The 14942-nt window shown below is 34.6% G+C and carries 14 protein-coding genes; 8 read left to right on the top strand and 6 right to left on the bottom strand.

Annotated features, from left to right (window positions below; genetic code table 11):
• Positions 1–149 precede the first annotated feature (149 nt).
• From ACQKMI_RS11860 to ACQKMI_RS11850, 3 genes are all read left to right on the top strand, one after another.
• Entirely contained in the window at positions 150–812 is a 663-nt protein-coding gene (locus tag ACQKMI_RS11860; protein WP_427489081.1) for an MBL fold metallo-hydrolase, read from the top strand.
• 203 nt (positions 813–1015) lie between these two features.
• A complete protein-coding gene (locus ACQKMI_RS11855) occupies positions 1016–1588 on the top strand; it encodes a TetR/AcrR family transcriptional regulator (protein ID WP_427489079.1) in 573 nt (190 codons plus the stop codon).
• A 13-nt stretch (positions 1589–1601) separates the two neighbouring features.
• On the top strand, positions 1602–2024 hold the full coding sequence (locus tag ACQKMI_RS11850) for a DUF5360 family protein (protein WP_427489077.1): 423 nt from the start codon (positions 1602–1604) through the stop codon (positions 2022–2024).
• Here ACQKMI_RS11850 and ACQKMI_RS11845 read toward each other — a convergent pair.
• The 5 genes from ACQKMI_RS11845 to ACQKMI_RS11825 all read right to left on the bottom strand — a co-directional run bounded on the left by ACQKMI_RS11845 (position 2021) and on the right by ACQKMI_RS11825 (position 6585).
• A complete protein-coding gene (locus ACQKMI_RS11845) occupies positions 2021–2203 on the bottom strand; it encodes a hypothetical protein (RefSeq protein ID WP_427489076.1) in 183 nt (60 codons plus the stop codon). The genes ACQKMI_RS11850 and ACQKMI_RS11845 overlap by 4 nt on opposite strands.
• 100 nt (positions 2204–2303) lie before the next feature.
• Positions 2304–3848: a solute symporter family protein gene (locus tag ACQKMI_RS11840; protein WP_427489332.1), complete on the bottom strand. Its 1545-nt coding sequence runs from the start codon at positions 3846–3848 to the stop codon at positions 2304–2306.
• A gap of 8 nt (positions 3849–3856) precedes the next feature.
• On the bottom strand, positions 3857–4195 hold the full coding sequence (locus tag ACQKMI_RS11835; protein ID WP_427489074.1) for a DUF485 domain-containing protein: 339 nt from the start codon (positions 4193–4195) through the stop codon (positions 3857–3859).
• A gap of 500 nt (positions 4196–4695) precedes the next feature.
• On the bottom strand, positions 4696–6249 hold the full coding sequence (locus ACQKMI_RS11830) for a solute symporter family protein (protein ID WP_427489072.1): 1554 nt from the start codon (positions 6247–6249) through the stop codon (positions 4696–4698).
• A complete protein-coding gene (locus tag ACQKMI_RS11825) occupies positions 6250–6585 on the bottom strand; it encodes a DUF485 domain-containing protein (RefSeq protein ID WP_427489070.1) in 336 nt (111 codons plus the stop codon).
• A 591-nt stretch (positions 6586–7176) separates the two neighbouring features.
• Here ACQKMI_RS11825 and ACQKMI_RS11820 point away from each other — a divergent pair.
• The gene (locus ACQKMI_RS11820) at positions 7177–7764 is read left to right on the top strand and encodes an SCO family protein (RefSeq protein ID WP_427489068.1); all 588 of its coding nucleotides are present in this window, start codon (positions 7177–7179) and stop codon (positions 7762–7764) included.
• Between the two features lie 93 nt (positions 7765–7857).
• Here ACQKMI_RS11820 and ACQKMI_RS11815 read toward each other — a convergent pair whose 3' ends face one another.
• Positions 7858–8703, bottom strand: a complete 846-nt coding sequence (locus tag ACQKMI_RS11815; RefSeq protein WP_427489066.1) for an MBL fold metallo-hydrolase — start codon at positions 8701–8703, stop codon at positions 7858–7860.
• Between the two features lie 1325 nt (positions 8704–10028).
• Here ACQKMI_RS11815 and ACQKMI_RS11810 point away from each other — a divergent pair.
• From ACQKMI_RS11810 to ACQKMI_RS11795, 4 genes are all read left to right on the top strand, one after another.
• Positions 10029–10988 (top strand): 2-hydroxyacid dehydrogenase, encoded by a 960-nt coding sequence (locus ACQKMI_RS11810; RefSeq protein ID WP_427489064.1) that lies wholly within the window; start codon positions 10029–10031, stop codon positions 10986–10988.
• A gap of 109 nt (positions 10989–11097) precedes the next feature.
• On the top strand, positions 11098–11472 hold the full coding sequence (locus ACQKMI_RS11805) for a cupin domain-containing protein (RefSeq protein ID WP_427489063.1): 375 nt from the start codon (positions 11098–11100) through the stop codon (positions 11470–11472).
• Positions 11473–11948: 476 nt separating this feature from the next.
• Positions 11949–13205, top strand: coding sequence for an MFS transporter (locus ACQKMI_RS11800; protein ID WP_427489061.1), 1257 nt, complete (start codon positions 11949–11951; stop codon positions 13203–13205).
• A 474-nt stretch (positions 13206–13679) separates the two neighbouring features.
• Complete coding sequence (locus ACQKMI_RS11795; RefSeq protein ID WP_427489059.1) at positions 13680–14888, top strand: MFS transporter; 1209 nt, start codon at positions 13680–13682, stop codon at positions 14886–14888.
• Positions 14889–14942 lie beyond the last annotated feature (54 nt).

Raw genomic sequence — 14942 nt, 5'->3', positions numbered from 1 at the left:
ACTTTTAGAAGCAGTGGTAATAAGTAATTAGTGATACTGCGTAAATAAATAGTATTACGCACAAAATTAGCTTTATTCTTTCGACTTTTTAACGTAACAAAACCTACACTTTTACATCAATAAAATCTAATTATAAAGGAGCGTAAAGTATGGAAATTTCTAAGGGAGTAGAGATGCTCCAGCTTGAATTTCACGGAACTATTATTCATCCGACTCTTTTATGGGATCAAGAAATGGCTGTTTTAATTGACACTGGGTTCCCTATACAAATTGAAGATTTACGCCTGGGAATGGAAAAAGTAGGCGTGTCGTTCGACAAACTAAAAGTTATCATTTTGACGCATCAGGATATAGATCATATAGGTAGTCTTCCTGAGATATTACAGGAGTGTGGAAGGAATATTAAAGTTTATGCCCACGAACTAGATAAGCCGTATATCCAGGGGGATTTACCTCTTTTGAAAGACGGGCACATAGAGAATCCACCGAAGGGAAAAGTGAATGATACCTTGATTGACGGCCAAGAACTGTCATATTGTGGCGGGATTCGTGTCATTCATACTCCGGGGCATACTCCTGGCCATGTCAGCCTATATTTGAAACAAAGTAAAACTCTGATTGCTGGGGATTCGATGTACAGTGTAGACGGAATAATTGGGGGAATTCATGTCCCAACAGTACTGGATTTAAAAGAGGCTCGACTTTCTTTGAAGAAATACCTAGACCTCGACATTGAATCTGTGGTTTGTTACCACGGGGGATTAACTAAGGTAAATATTAATGATCAGATACAAAAAGTAATTTCATATTAAAATTTTAGAACTAAAACGGGCTGATTGTTGAATAAAACTTTATTTTACCCCCATCCAAAACAGGATGGGGGTATGTTTTCGGAAGTATTTAACTTTTATTGTGTTATCAAAACATTGACATTACTTTCATCTGGTACTATCATAAAATGGAAAACAAGGAAAATGAAATACTTTTTTTATTTTCCTATAGGTAGGTGATGATATTGAAAGATAGAATTTTAAAGGTATCAATAAGTGAAGCTGAACGAAAAGGATTCCGCTTTACGATGGGGGATTTAGCAAAGCAACTAGGTATGAGTACTAAAACATTGTATGGATACTATCCCTCAAAGGAAGAATTGCTAAATGAAATGATTGATCTAGCAATTCATGAATTGAAGTTGAAAGAGAATGAAATACTACATGATTCAACGTTAAATCTTGTAGAAAAACTACAGAAATGTCTTGTGCTAATTCCAGCTGATTTTACATTTGCTCAGCTCCAATATTTAGAGGAGCTTCAACGATATTATCCAAAGCAATGGGAAACACTTGATGAATTTATTCATGAACAATGGTCAGGGGTCGTTTCGTTAATAGATGAAGGAATTGCAACAAATAAAATACGTCCCTTTAATAAAGAGATATTTATAGAAGTCTATATTGGAGGTCTTTATCGATTGATGGATCGTGCATCCAAAAACAGAAATATGATTTCACTTCAGGATACAATGCAGGAAATGGTGGACGTACTTATGCTTGGTATTCTTAATGGCAACGTTAATGAAGAAAACTAAATGGGGGCTGTAAATGAGTAAAACTTTAAGAATACTATTTTTAGGTACGGATTTCTTTTTTATACTCTATTGGCTTGTCACTTTTTTTCATTTGATACCAGAAGAGTATTTATATCAGGATTATCAAAATGAATTATTAGTTATATGGAATTGGTCGTTTTTCCCACTAGATATTTTAATCTCAGTTACGGGTTTTATTACTCTCTATCTATTTAAAATAAAAAATGAAAAGTGGAGAGCATTTGCCTTACTATCTCTGACACTAACAAGTTGTTCTGGATTACAGGCGCTTGCTTTTTGGACAATAAAGCTTGATTTTGATCTTATGTGGTGGATACCTAACCTTTTTCTTTTACTGTATCCGTTATACTTCATATCAAAACTGATTACTTCTAAACAACAAAATGTCCCATTACAAGCAAAACACAACCACTAACAATCCTCAGTGTGGTTGTGTTTTTTGTGCTTTGTAATAGTATGTTCAATGCTTTCTTTTTTCGTTTTCGTTAAACGCTCATGTGTACTGAAAGGGGAAGATTGACGATTTTTTTCAACGTCCTTCCCTTTAGTGCGCTTTACATGCATGCGTTTCTTTTTTGCTTTTGAGTGTGTCATGTTACATTACCCCCTAACTGTCATTTGTAAATATAGTACCGAATACGGAAGAAAAAGTAAAACCTCGTAAGTGTTAACTTACGAGGCGGTTGTCGTATTATTAGTGAGATACGTCCTGTACAGAAATACCTGTGTTCGCTTTAACATCGACTTCGCGATATTTCTTATCATTTGTTTCCTTAGAAAGCATTGTTCCGATGAAGCCTCCAAGGAAGCCAAGTGGAACAGAGATGATAGCTGGATTCGTTAACATAATTAACGGATCACCAACGAAAATTGCTTTACCTTCAACTGGATTCCAAATGTTTGGTGAAACAGCAACAAGGACTAAAGCAGAGATTAAACCTGTTAACATTGCTGTTATAGCACCAGCTGTATTGAAGCGTTTCCAGTAAATTGTATAGATGATTACAGGTAAGTTAGCCGAACCTGCAATACAGAATGCAAGTGATACTAAGAACGCTACGTTTAATGTTTGTGCACCAAGTGCTAAAAGGATAGAAATAACAGCGATTGTGATAGAACCGATACGAGCTGCAAGTACTTGTTCTTTCTCTGTAACTTTTCCCTTTTTAATGATTTGACCGTAAATATCATGTGATAGGGCAGATGCGCCTGAAAGTACAAGTCCAGCTACTACCGCTAAGATTGTTGCGAAAGCTACCGCACATACGAATGAGAATAGGATGTCCCCACCGAGTGCATCCGCCAGAAGTGGAGCAGCCATGTTACCAGCAGCATTTGCTTCAATAATTTTTTCTTTACCAACGAATTTAGCTGCACCGAATCCTAAGAAGATTGTAAGAATGTAGAAGATACCTACAATCCAAGTAGCCCAAATAACTGAGGAACGAGCAGTTTTCGCATCTTTAACTGTAAAGAAGCGCATTAGGATATGTGGAAGACCAGCTGTACCTAATACTAAAGCGATTAGCATTGAAATAGTATCAACACCATTTGTATATTTAAGACCAGGATTCAAATAAGCTGCACCGCTATCAGTTGCAGTTTCCATTTCTTTGAACATCGTCGCAATACTAAAGCCGAACTCTTTTAATACTAAGAATGAAATAATAACTGTACCTAACATTAAAAGACAAGCTTTAATAATTTGTACCCATGATGTTGCAGTCATACCACCGAATAATACGTAAGTCGTCATCATAAATCCAACGATTAAAACAGCAACCCAATAGTCGATTCCTAAAAGTAATTGAATAAGTGCTCCTGCACCAACTAGTTGTGCAATCATGTAGAATAATACAATTGTAATAGTGCTTAAAGCTGCTGTACCACGAACTTTAGAGCTATCAAAACGCGCTGTGATCATGTCAGCTAATGTGAATTTACCAAGATTACGTAATGGCTCAGCAACGATATATAGAACCACTAAGTAAGCTACTAAATATCCGATAGAGAAGAAGAATCCATCAAATCCAAATAATGCAACTGCTCCGGCGATCCCTAAGAAAGATGCTGCTGATAAGTAGTCACCAGCGATGGCTAGTCCATTTTGCCAGCCTGTTAATCCACCGCCTGCAGTATAGAAATCACTTGCAGAAGAAGTTCGTTTTGATGCCCACCATGTAATAACTAATGTTAAACCAACAATGGATACAAAGAAGAATATGGCTGTAAAACTCATCCCGTTACTCATCGGCGGCCACCTCCGTTCTCGTATTCAGCGATAATCGCCTTTGCCTCTTTATCAAAGCTATTTGCTTTTGCTACATATAAGTGACATAAGCACCAAGTCATGATGAATAGTCCAGCTGCATATACCCACACCCAAGTAATTTCCCCAATTGCCTTATGGTGTAGTATTTTCGTGAACGAAGTCAGAATTGGTAGCAACATGTAAGCTGCTAAAAAGATTGCAGTCATTGACCAAAGAAATGAATTCTTTCTTCGAACAAGCGCTTTAAATGATTCTTGATTAGCAATCGCGTCATAGTCAATCACAACGCCCTTGTTTGCTTGTTTGTTCCCCATTAACATTCCCCATTTTGTGTTTATTTTTACTGCTTAAAGACTAAATTTTGCTAGATTAGTGAATTCACATCTTCATTTTATGAGACAGTTCGCGAAATTGCAATACTTTTCAGAAAAATTATGAAAAAATAATTTTCGGAAAAAATAGTCTTGAAAGAGAATATGCATGACAAAACCAAGAAATAAAGGTGTTTTGGGAAATTCAGATAAGTATATGAGGGTAGGTCAATTCTAGATTTCTGAGCGGGGAAAATGGAAAAAAATCAAAAAAATAAATGGTTTTTTGTAAAAAATAAACACTATTTACTCAGTGGAAATCAGGTTTTTTTTTCATTTTTTTGAAAGAGAATAGTATTGTTCGATAAGTAAATTGGTGAATATTTCAAGATAAAAAGTTAAAAAACCCGATGGAAAATCGGGTTCTTTAACGTGATATTTTTATTAATATAGATAGGGTGATTGATAGATATTTTTTCAATAATTTGAATGGAAAGAAGCGATCAATGTGAGATATCAGAAACGGATACACCAGTGTTTGCTTTAACGCGAATTTCCTTGTAAATACGTTCTGCTTCTTCCTGTGGTACTTTACTAGAAGATAGTACAGAGCCTAAATAACCTGCGATAAAGCCAAGTGGAATCGTAATGATCGCTGGAACTGCTAAAGGTACGATAGGATTACCAACAAAGATTGCCGCACCTTCAACAGGACTCCATACATTTGGTCCCATGGCACCTAAAACTAGACATGATACTAAACCAGTTACCATCGCTGTAATAGCACCTGTTGAATTGAATTTCTTCCAGTAAATTGTGTAAAGAATAACTGGTAAGTTTGCTGAAGCACCGATACAAAATGCAAAGGATACTAAGAATGATACATTCAAGTTTTGTGCAAATAACGCAAGGATAATGGATACGATGGCAATAGAAATCGAGCCAGTACGTGCTGCTACAACTTGTTGCTTTTCTGTTAATTTACCACCTTTAATGATTTCTCCATAAATATCGTGGGAAATGGCAGAAGCTCCTGTTAAAACTAAGCCCGAAACAACGGCTAAAATGGTTGCGAATGCTACTGCACCGATAAATGCCATTAACACATCACCACCTAAGTAATTAGCAAGAAGTGGGGCTGCAGTGTTACCAGCTTTACTTTCAGCAAGAATTGTATCAATCCCTACAAAGTTTAATGCGCCAAAGCCTAAGAAAATAGTTAATGAGAAGAAAATAGCTGTAATCCAAGTTGTCCATGAAATAGAAGAACGGGCAGTTTTAGCATCTTTTACTGTGAAGAAGCGCATTAAAATATGCGGTAATCCAGATGTGCCTAAAACAAGCGCCATCATCATCGAAACTGAATCAATTGAGCTTGTATATTTAATTCCTGGCACAAGGAATTTTTCACCATGATCCGTGGCAATCGTATCAAACATTTTCATAAGAGAGAAGTCGAATTTAATTAATACTAATGTAGCTAATACGCCTGTCCCAAATAAAAGAAGGCTAGCTTTAATAATTTGCACCCAAGACGTAGCTGTCATTCCGCCGAATAAAACATAAGTAGTCATCATAACACCTACGATTAAAACCGCAATCCAATACTCAATACCAAATAATAGTTTAATAAGGGCACCTGCACCTACTAATTGTGCAATCATATAAAGGATGACGATGATAATTGTTCCTGACGCCGCAACGCCACGAATGCGTTTTTCATTAAAACGGGCAGTAAGCATATCTGCTAAAGTATATCGACCTAAGTTACGCATAGGTTCTGCAATTACATAAAGAAGAACTAAGTTGGCTACTACATAGCCTACAGAGAAGAAGAAGCCATCGAAACCAGTTAATGCAATCGCACCGGACACCCCTAGAAATGCGGCTGCAGATAAATAGTCACCAGCGATCGCAAAGCCGTTTTGCCAACCTTTAAGACCACCGCCCGCTGTATAGAAATCAGCCGCAGAAGACGTACGTTTTGCTGCGATAAATGTTACTACAAGAGTTAAACCAACGATTGCTAAAAAGAAACCAACGGATACGAAGTTCATCTATTTTCCACCTTTCGCCTGATATTCAGCAAGTACTGCTGCGGCCGCTTTATCGAATGAAGCTGCTTTTTTTACATACACTGTACAAAGAACAATAGTCATAATGAATAATCCAGCTGAATAAACCCAAACACCCGTAATATTTCCGAAGACTTTTTGTTGTAGTACAGGCTGAAAAGCGAGGATTGGTAACAAAATATAAAGTGTTAAAAAGACTGCTGTGATCGAGAAAAGAAAGGTATTTTTCTTTTTTACGAACATGTTGAACGATTCCATAGCTTCAATTGCATTATAATCAATTGATTCTACATTTTTGTGCCCAGAAATGTTTGCCATTATTATTCCCCCTAAAGTGATATATTTCTGTTTTAGACGACATATTTCTTTTCTGTTCGTCGTTATATTCACTTATTCTATGGGGTAGATTCTTATAATGCAATACTAAATTTTGAGTTTTTATAATTTTTAATCACTTTCAGATTGTGGAAATAACATAGAAATAATAAGGATTTAGTAGAAATAAACCGTATGAAAGAGAATGAGGTTTTCTATAAGAATAATATTCCAGTAATAGTTTAATCATAATAATTTTGAATGTGACAGAAGATTTAAGTATGAAAGAGAATTTTTGAGAGGTTTAATAGAGCGTAGTCCGATGTGAGGGGACCTAAAAAGCAATAAATCTTTGTTATATAACAAACAGTTGGCCCCTTTGGGAAATAACCGAAATAGTAAAAAAACAGCTTTGAAAAATTATTAAAAAAGTGTGAATTGTCTGGAATATAGGTGGTGTTAATTATACTAAAATTTTACAACATTCATGTAATGGACATAAAAAAATGAAAGAATAAACTCATATCTTGTATTCAATAACTATAATTTATACAATAAACAATGATGGTAAATTGAAGGGAAGTGGGCAATAAAATGAAAAAGAAAAGTGTCATGCTCGTTTTGATACTAACATTAAGTACCATACTTACCGCTTGCGGAAGCTATAAATTTGAGCCAGAAATGAACATAGAAGTACAGGAATTTTCGGTTACAAATCAAAAAAATGAACCAGTTAGCCTGAATGATTTAAAAGGCAAGCCATGGTTAGCGATGTTCATCTTTACTAATTGTAATTCCATTTGTCCACCAATGACGTATAACATGACAGAGGTGCAAAAGGCACTTCAGGATAAAGGTGTGGAAGACTATGAAATTGTAGCCTTTAGTGTGGATCCTCAAGTTGATAAGCCAGAAGTGTTAACAAATTATTTAAAAACGTATTCCGTGCCCGATGCAAGTAAATGGCAACTACTAACTGGCTATGATCAAAAGTATATTGAACAGTTTGCTAAGAAATCGTTTAATTCATTAGTCATGAATGATCCGAATTCTGATCAAGTCACACATATGGCAAGTTATTACTTAGTGAATGCTGATGGTATAGTTGTGAAGGATTATAACGGTACTACAGATGTACCAGTTGAGACGATAGTGGCAGATATGAAGGCTTTAACTAAATAAAAAAAATAACTCAGGGGTTCGAAGGAACTTCTGAGTTATTTTTTAGCCACGTCATTTTATTTAAATGAAATGACTACTAATTTTATAGAATCATTATGATTGCACTATATGATCATTAACAAATGCCTGTATGAAAAATAATTCATTATCATTAGGGTCCCTTTTATTTTCTACCTTAAAACACTCAATAGCATTTTCTAGTGAGGTGGATTTTACAGCTCGACTTGCGGTTGTTAACTCTTCCCAATAAATATTCATTTCATCAGAATCACAGATTGATTCATGACCAAGCAGGAACATTTCAGCATCATATTTTTGACTGTCTTTTATCATAGGCAATAACATTGATTGCTTGAAATGAAAAAGAGAATTGGTGGTTGTACCATAGGCAGCATCACCTAAAAAAACAACCTTTTCATCAGGAATATAAATAATTGTAGAGTCGTCTGTATGAGTACTTTTGATTCTTTCAATTATACAAACTTTATTACCTAAATCGATGGTTAATGCATTTTCAAAGATTACATTTGGAGAGTTCAATTTAAAACTATCTCTATTTGGTATTTCAGTTTGTATAATCTCCATACACTTAGCACTCATCTGATTAGTATTCACATACTTCTGAAGGGAATTATCATCGAACCTAAAACTTTGCCATTTTTTTAATTGCTTGTTTGTTTGACTATTAACGATAACAGTTGCATCAAATTCATTCATACCAAGAAAGTGATCCCAATGTGCATGGGTAATGACCAAATACTTGATAGGTGGTACATTTAGTTTCTTGATTTCTTGTAAAAAATCTTTAGCATGTTGAGTTGAATTGCCAGAATCTATAATTAGACTAAAATGCTCACCACACACCAATCCTAATGTTGGTCGTTCTCTATCATCTTGATTTGATAAATAATAAATAGTATCACTTAATTTATTTAACATGTTATTTCTCCTCTACTTTAGATATTCATGCTATGAAAGAGAAAATCTACATGTGTATTTTAAAAAATATAAAATAATTTGAGATTTTCCCATTTTATTTTTTTACCATTGGACTTGTGCCTCCTTTCTTAATAAGGAAAAGTATACCATATTGTTAATTGAATTAACTGTTTTTTGCAAAAATTACAATAGTCTTCTTCGTGTATGATAGTTGTACGAATTGAAGAAAAGTAAACCGCTTCGTGTGACGTAACTAATCGCAATTGGAGTGGCTTTTTTTATGGATAATTTAAAGAAAGAACAGGTAGAACAAGTAAACTGCTTTTAAGACTTTAGGTAAGCTGGTGATGAAAAAGCCACCAACATCGCTCATACATACCTTTTTATATGATAATTTTATTATGTAAACTAAAAAAGAAACGATATAAAGCTTCAATGTAAAAAGTAGGATTTAAAATGTATTTTTTTTCAAACATGTATATATTTGATTCTATCGACTTATATATTATTAGAAAGATGTAACTGCTCTCGGCCGATTTTGGACAAAATTATGCCGAGATATAACGGTATTAATCGCAATGGAAACATCTTTAAGTCGATCATGTTCATCACAAGTGCCATCATACTGTCCTTTGGCGCCATCTATACGATATCTTCCATAAACATCTATGAAAGGAATCGTGAGCTTGCAACGCTTAAGAAGATAACTCACGTCGAATTGCGATCATAATTAGACTTTAAGACTGTAGATACAAACCCCACTCTTATTTTTGAAAGTGGGGTTCTTACTATTTCCTCTCAGGATCGATCTCGTCCAACTCATATCATCAATACTATATTAGCTGAAAGTATGGTGGATATATAAATCTTCATATTGATTTTCTCGAAACTTTAGCACTCCTTTATAGATCGAATCAGTCCGTTAACCTTACAGGTAGGTGGGCTTTTTTATTGTATGTACATACAATAATACCGCGCAGAGAGCGGAAAGAGAAAATACTCATAAGGTAGATAAAGCATGATTTCATCGTTCATTTACTTATTAGCTTTTGTCAAAAATATGTAATGTTGTTTCTGATTTTGTTGAAAGTGAACAATGTTATTTAATAGCACATATTCTACAATTGCATTAAGGAATTACCGTAAAAAAATAAGAAAAAACAGGAGTGTGATAAATGAAAATACCGCATTTTATTGTGCAAAACATACAAAACAATAAACTGAGGTTACATCCGCTTCTTCTTGTGTGAATCTTTCTTTTTTAAAACTATGGAAACTAGTTAATCAACAGACGTATTACAAAATAATAGGAAGGAAATGATTACATGTTAGTAAAATTATTAGAACCATTAAATGTTTCGGATTCGATCATTGAAAAATTAGCGAAACCAATTAAACAGGGCGGTCATGAATTTGTTTATTACAACGAGAAAACAACGGATTGGGCAGAATTAGCAAGACGTAGTGAAGGTGCAGATGTTATTATGATTGCTAATAATCCTTATCCTACAGAAGTCATTGATCAAAATGACCTTGTAAAATTAATCAATGTTGCCTTTACTGGTGTTGATCATGTAGGGATTGCTCAAGCTAAAAACCAGGATATCATGATATGTAATGCTGCTGGATATGCAAATCAAGCAGTTGCTGAATTAACAATTGGTTTAGTATTAGATGTGTATCGTCATATCACTCAGGGAGATAAAGAGATTCGTGTCGCTAATTTCCCAGGAGCATTCCAAGGTAGTGAAATTAAAGGGAAAACAGTTGGTTTAATTGGTACAGGTAAAATTGGCATGATGACGGCTCATTTGTTTAAAGCATTCGGCGCAAAAATAGTGGCTGCAGACCAATCCCGAAGAAATCCAGAAGCTGAAGCTTTAGGCATCGAATATATGGAATTAGATGAGGTATTAACACAATCTGATATTGTGTCATTACATATTCCGTTACTACCAAGCACAAAGGGATTAATCTCTAAAGAAAAATTAGAATTAATGAAGGAATCAGCTATTTTAATCAACTGCGCACGAGGCCCGATTGTTGATAATGATGCATTAGCGGATGCATTAAATGAAGGGCGAATTGCAGGAGCGGGTATTGACGTATTTGATATGGAACCACCTATCCCTGAAGACTACAAACTATTACACGCTAAAAATGTAATTTTATCACCACACGTAGGTTTCCTTACTAATGAAGCGATGGAATTGCGTGCTAGAATTGCATTCGATAACACGATTGCATTTTTAGAGGGTAAACCTCAAAATATTATTAAAAGATAATTCCTTGATATTTTTCTTGCAAATCCGATAAGTTTTTATTCGTTGTCTGATACACGCTAAATCATTTGGGTATGGTAATGTTTGAAATTTGAAACAAGGAGAAAATACAATGACATTAAAAAAAATAGCAAGAAATGATTTGAAAAACCGTATTTTCCATTGGCCAGATATTCAAGAGTTTAGAGAAGAAGAAGCGACAAAACATATTTTCTATGAAACACCTAATACTGTAGGAGCTGTTTGGTGTATGCGTCCAGGACAAGATTTGCCAATTCACTCGCACAAGAAAGCTGATGATATTTGGATTGTTGTAGAAGGAACAGCAGATTTTTATCCAGAGTGTGGTGAAATGGTTCAAATTAAAGCTGGTGATGTTGTTGTTGCACGTGCGGGTGAAAAGCACGGAATGACTAATAATTCTGATAAAGATTTTGTTATGTTAGGGATTGCAGGTCCAACACCAATCGGCTTTATCCCGCATTAACATCATTAAGTTAAATAGCACGTCTGTTGATTAACTAGTTTTCATATTAAAAAAAGAAAGAATCCCCCTTGTAGAAGACATACCTACAAAGGGGAATCTTTCGTGGGATCATTAATAAAGATTGTCACACCTCAGAAAAACTTTATATTACATTAAATAGAATTTGAGATAATGTGTTGCACTGTAGATATAGGTCAGTCCGATAACCTTAAGGGTGTCGGGCTTATTTTTGTTTTTTTGCACCTTCCTTGCTATACAGAGAGTTTTCGAAGGTGCAAAAGTACTAGGTAGAGATCGGCTAGCGAGAATATCATAAGTCATACTTTTATAAATAGTTTAAGTATAAGCTTTTGTCCAAAATGTGCAAATCTGTTTCTGTTTTTGTTAAAAGTGAACAATGTTATTTACTTACTCATAACCTAAAATTAACTTAAGCAATACATAAGTAAAAAAACGAAAAATAGGAGTGTCATATTATGGGACAAACAGTTAAAAATGACCCGAATTATTACAAAAAAATAATTGTTGCACTGTGTTTAGGTTGGGTAGTTATTTGGATTTATCGTACAATACTTACGCCCATATATCCACAAATTCAAGAATCGTTAGGGAATATTAGTGATACACAAGTAGGACTTGTTGCTTCTATTTATTTCTTTGCCTATACAGGTATGCAAATTCCATCAGGAATACTCGTTGATAAATTTGGTCAAAAGCGAGTATTAATCCCTGCGTTTATCATTTTTGCGATAGCAGCATTCGTCATTGGGACAAGCTCGACAATCACTCAAGTTTATATAGGCGCCTTATTGGCAGGTCTTTCGACTGGTTCATACTATGGTGCAGCGTTCTCCTTATCAGCTAAACATATGCCTAAAGATAAGAAAAGCTTTTCAAATGCGATCATCAACAGTGGTGCAGCATTAGGTATGGTCATTGGTCTAGTAGGCTCATCTGTTTTAGTAGGTGGTCTTGAAATCAAATGGAATTACATGCTGTATATTACTTCTGTCTTAATAGTAGCTGTAACATTTGTGTTTGTGTTATTTGTTAAACAAGATAAAAAAACAGCTACAAATGAAACAGCTGAAGATCAGAAAACTACAACGCAAGACACAAAATCTCAAGGCATAGATTTATTCTCGCCAAAAAAATTAGTTGTTTATTTTGTCTATTTTGCAACATGTTATGGTTATTACATGATTGTGACATGGTTACCTTCTTTCCTTGTCGCAGAAAAAGGATTTGAGCAAGGCTCAGTAGGATATGTAGCTGCTTTAGTGGCAGTCACAGCAGTACCTGGTGCATTGATCTTTTCTAAGTATATTGACAATAATGCACATATGCGTCTGAAACTGATTTTCTTCTTATTAATCGGTGCAGCCGTAACCATTAGTTTAACTGTCTTTGCACCTAACCCAGCTGTGCTATATGTTGCACTCATCTTATATGGCTTATTAGGTAAACTTGCCATTGATCCAGTTTTAATCACATATGTAACTGATTCAGTTTCTTCCGACAAAGTTGCTAAAGCACTAGGTTTCTTTAACTTCTTTGGAATGAGTTCATCCGTTGTTGCGCCAACTCTTACTGGTTATATTGGTGATATTACTGGCTCGAAAGTATTAGCATTCTATATTGCAGCAGTACTTCTTGCAGTAGCAGCGATATTATTCTTCCTTGTCGTGATGTTGAAAGAGAAGAAAACAATCAATCCCCTAACTAATGAATAAAGTAAATGGCTACCTATCTGTAGGGATTTAATACATCTCTCGCTGATAGGTAGTTTTGTAATTGCTGTCTAAAGACAGCGGAATTATCGAGGTCTTACACATGAAGAAGCTAATGCTCTAGATTTATATAAAACATGAATTGTACACCCCCTTGCAATCCGAGTTCGATATAACAACTGGATTAGGCAATAGTAACAAGGAACAAATCCTCGTCACTTATTTTCAGAAGAAACTGAATGAAAATAATAGAATCGTAAGGGAAATAATAAATGGATAATAATTACAATGGAAGTGTGATATTTTGAAAAAAATGCTATAATTCAAATAAATATTTATGGATGATACAAAACTTGTGATAAATCTATATCCCCCAGATTTGTCCGATATACGATAGGAGGCAAATTTTTCATGAATAGTCCAATCTGATATTCCCCCATTAAGCCAAAATTCGAATGAAATATCGGGGGATATATAATGAAATTGAATAGAAATTTTTCTATATTACTATTGGGTCAGTCACTCGCTAATATAGGCGATGTATTATATATAGTCAGTGTTATAAGTACAATTTTTTTGTTAACAGGTTCTGCAACTGCTTCATCGTTTGTACCATTTACGATTGCTTCTTCCATGTTTATATCTAGTCTGCTGACACCTCTTTTGGTTGAGAAATTAAATCTTAAATGGTTACTTGCGGGGTCACAAATTGTAAAGACGATTTTACTCTTTATTCTAGGGTTTATGTTAATTGGTTTAACAGCAGCTAATTATTATATTATCTTTTTAATAATAGGATTGATTGCTTTTTTTGACGGATGTGCAAATCCAATAAGACAGACATTGACTCCATACTATGTTAAACCTGAACATCTAATTCAAGCTAATGGCATTTCAGAAACTGTTACGCAGGTCATACAAGCAGGTATGTGGTTCGTAGGAAGTTCATTGCTAATTATTATGAGTTCTCAACAACTTATTTGGTTAGTTGGATGTTTATTTGTAATTGCAAGCATTATACTTTGCCTTTTAGAAAGTGTAAACCATGAAACAACCGAGTTAAAAGGGAAACTAGAAAAGATTAAAGAGGGTTGGAAAACCTTATCTAACACGCCAGTATTAAAAAAGATTGCTTGGATAGAATTTTTGGAAACAATTGCAGCAACTGTTTGGATAGCTGCTATTTTATATGTGTTTGTCAACGATGCATTGAACGTTGATGAAAAATGGTGGGGATTTATCAATGGAGCTAACTTTTTAGGTCTGATTTTAGGAAGTGCTTATTGTATTAAATTTTCGTCTTTTGTTGAAAAGAAAATAGGAACCTTTATTTTTGTCGGTTCTTTCGCAAGTTTCTTATTCACAATATTATTTAGCATCAACAGCATTCCAATGATTTCCTTACTTTTATCATTTTGTGTAGGGCTTTTTGGACAAATTAAAACCATTCCTCAACAAACAGTTATACAAACTAGTGTGTCGAAAGAACAGTTGTCAACTGTTTATACTTCATTAGGTGCTATCGGAACTGGGATTTTTGGCGTTGGTTCTCTTGTTATGGGAGTATTAGCAGATTTGTTAGGGGTTAGAATTGTATTTGTTATTTCGGGGCTATTGCTTGCGATAGTAAGTACAATTGCTCATAAAAATAAGCACTTGTTTGTTCGAAATATTATGGGACAATAAAATTCGTATTATATAGTTCAGCCAGAACTTTCTGGTTGAACTTTTTTATTTAGA

It is taken from the genome of Lysinibacillus sp. NPDC097214 (genome assembly GCF_050277945.1).
GTDB lineage: Bacteria > Bacillota > Bacilli > Bacillales_A > Planococcaceae > Lysinibacillus > Lysinibacillus xylanilyticus_B.
This window is presented reverse-complemented; position numbering and strand designations above follow the sequence as displayed.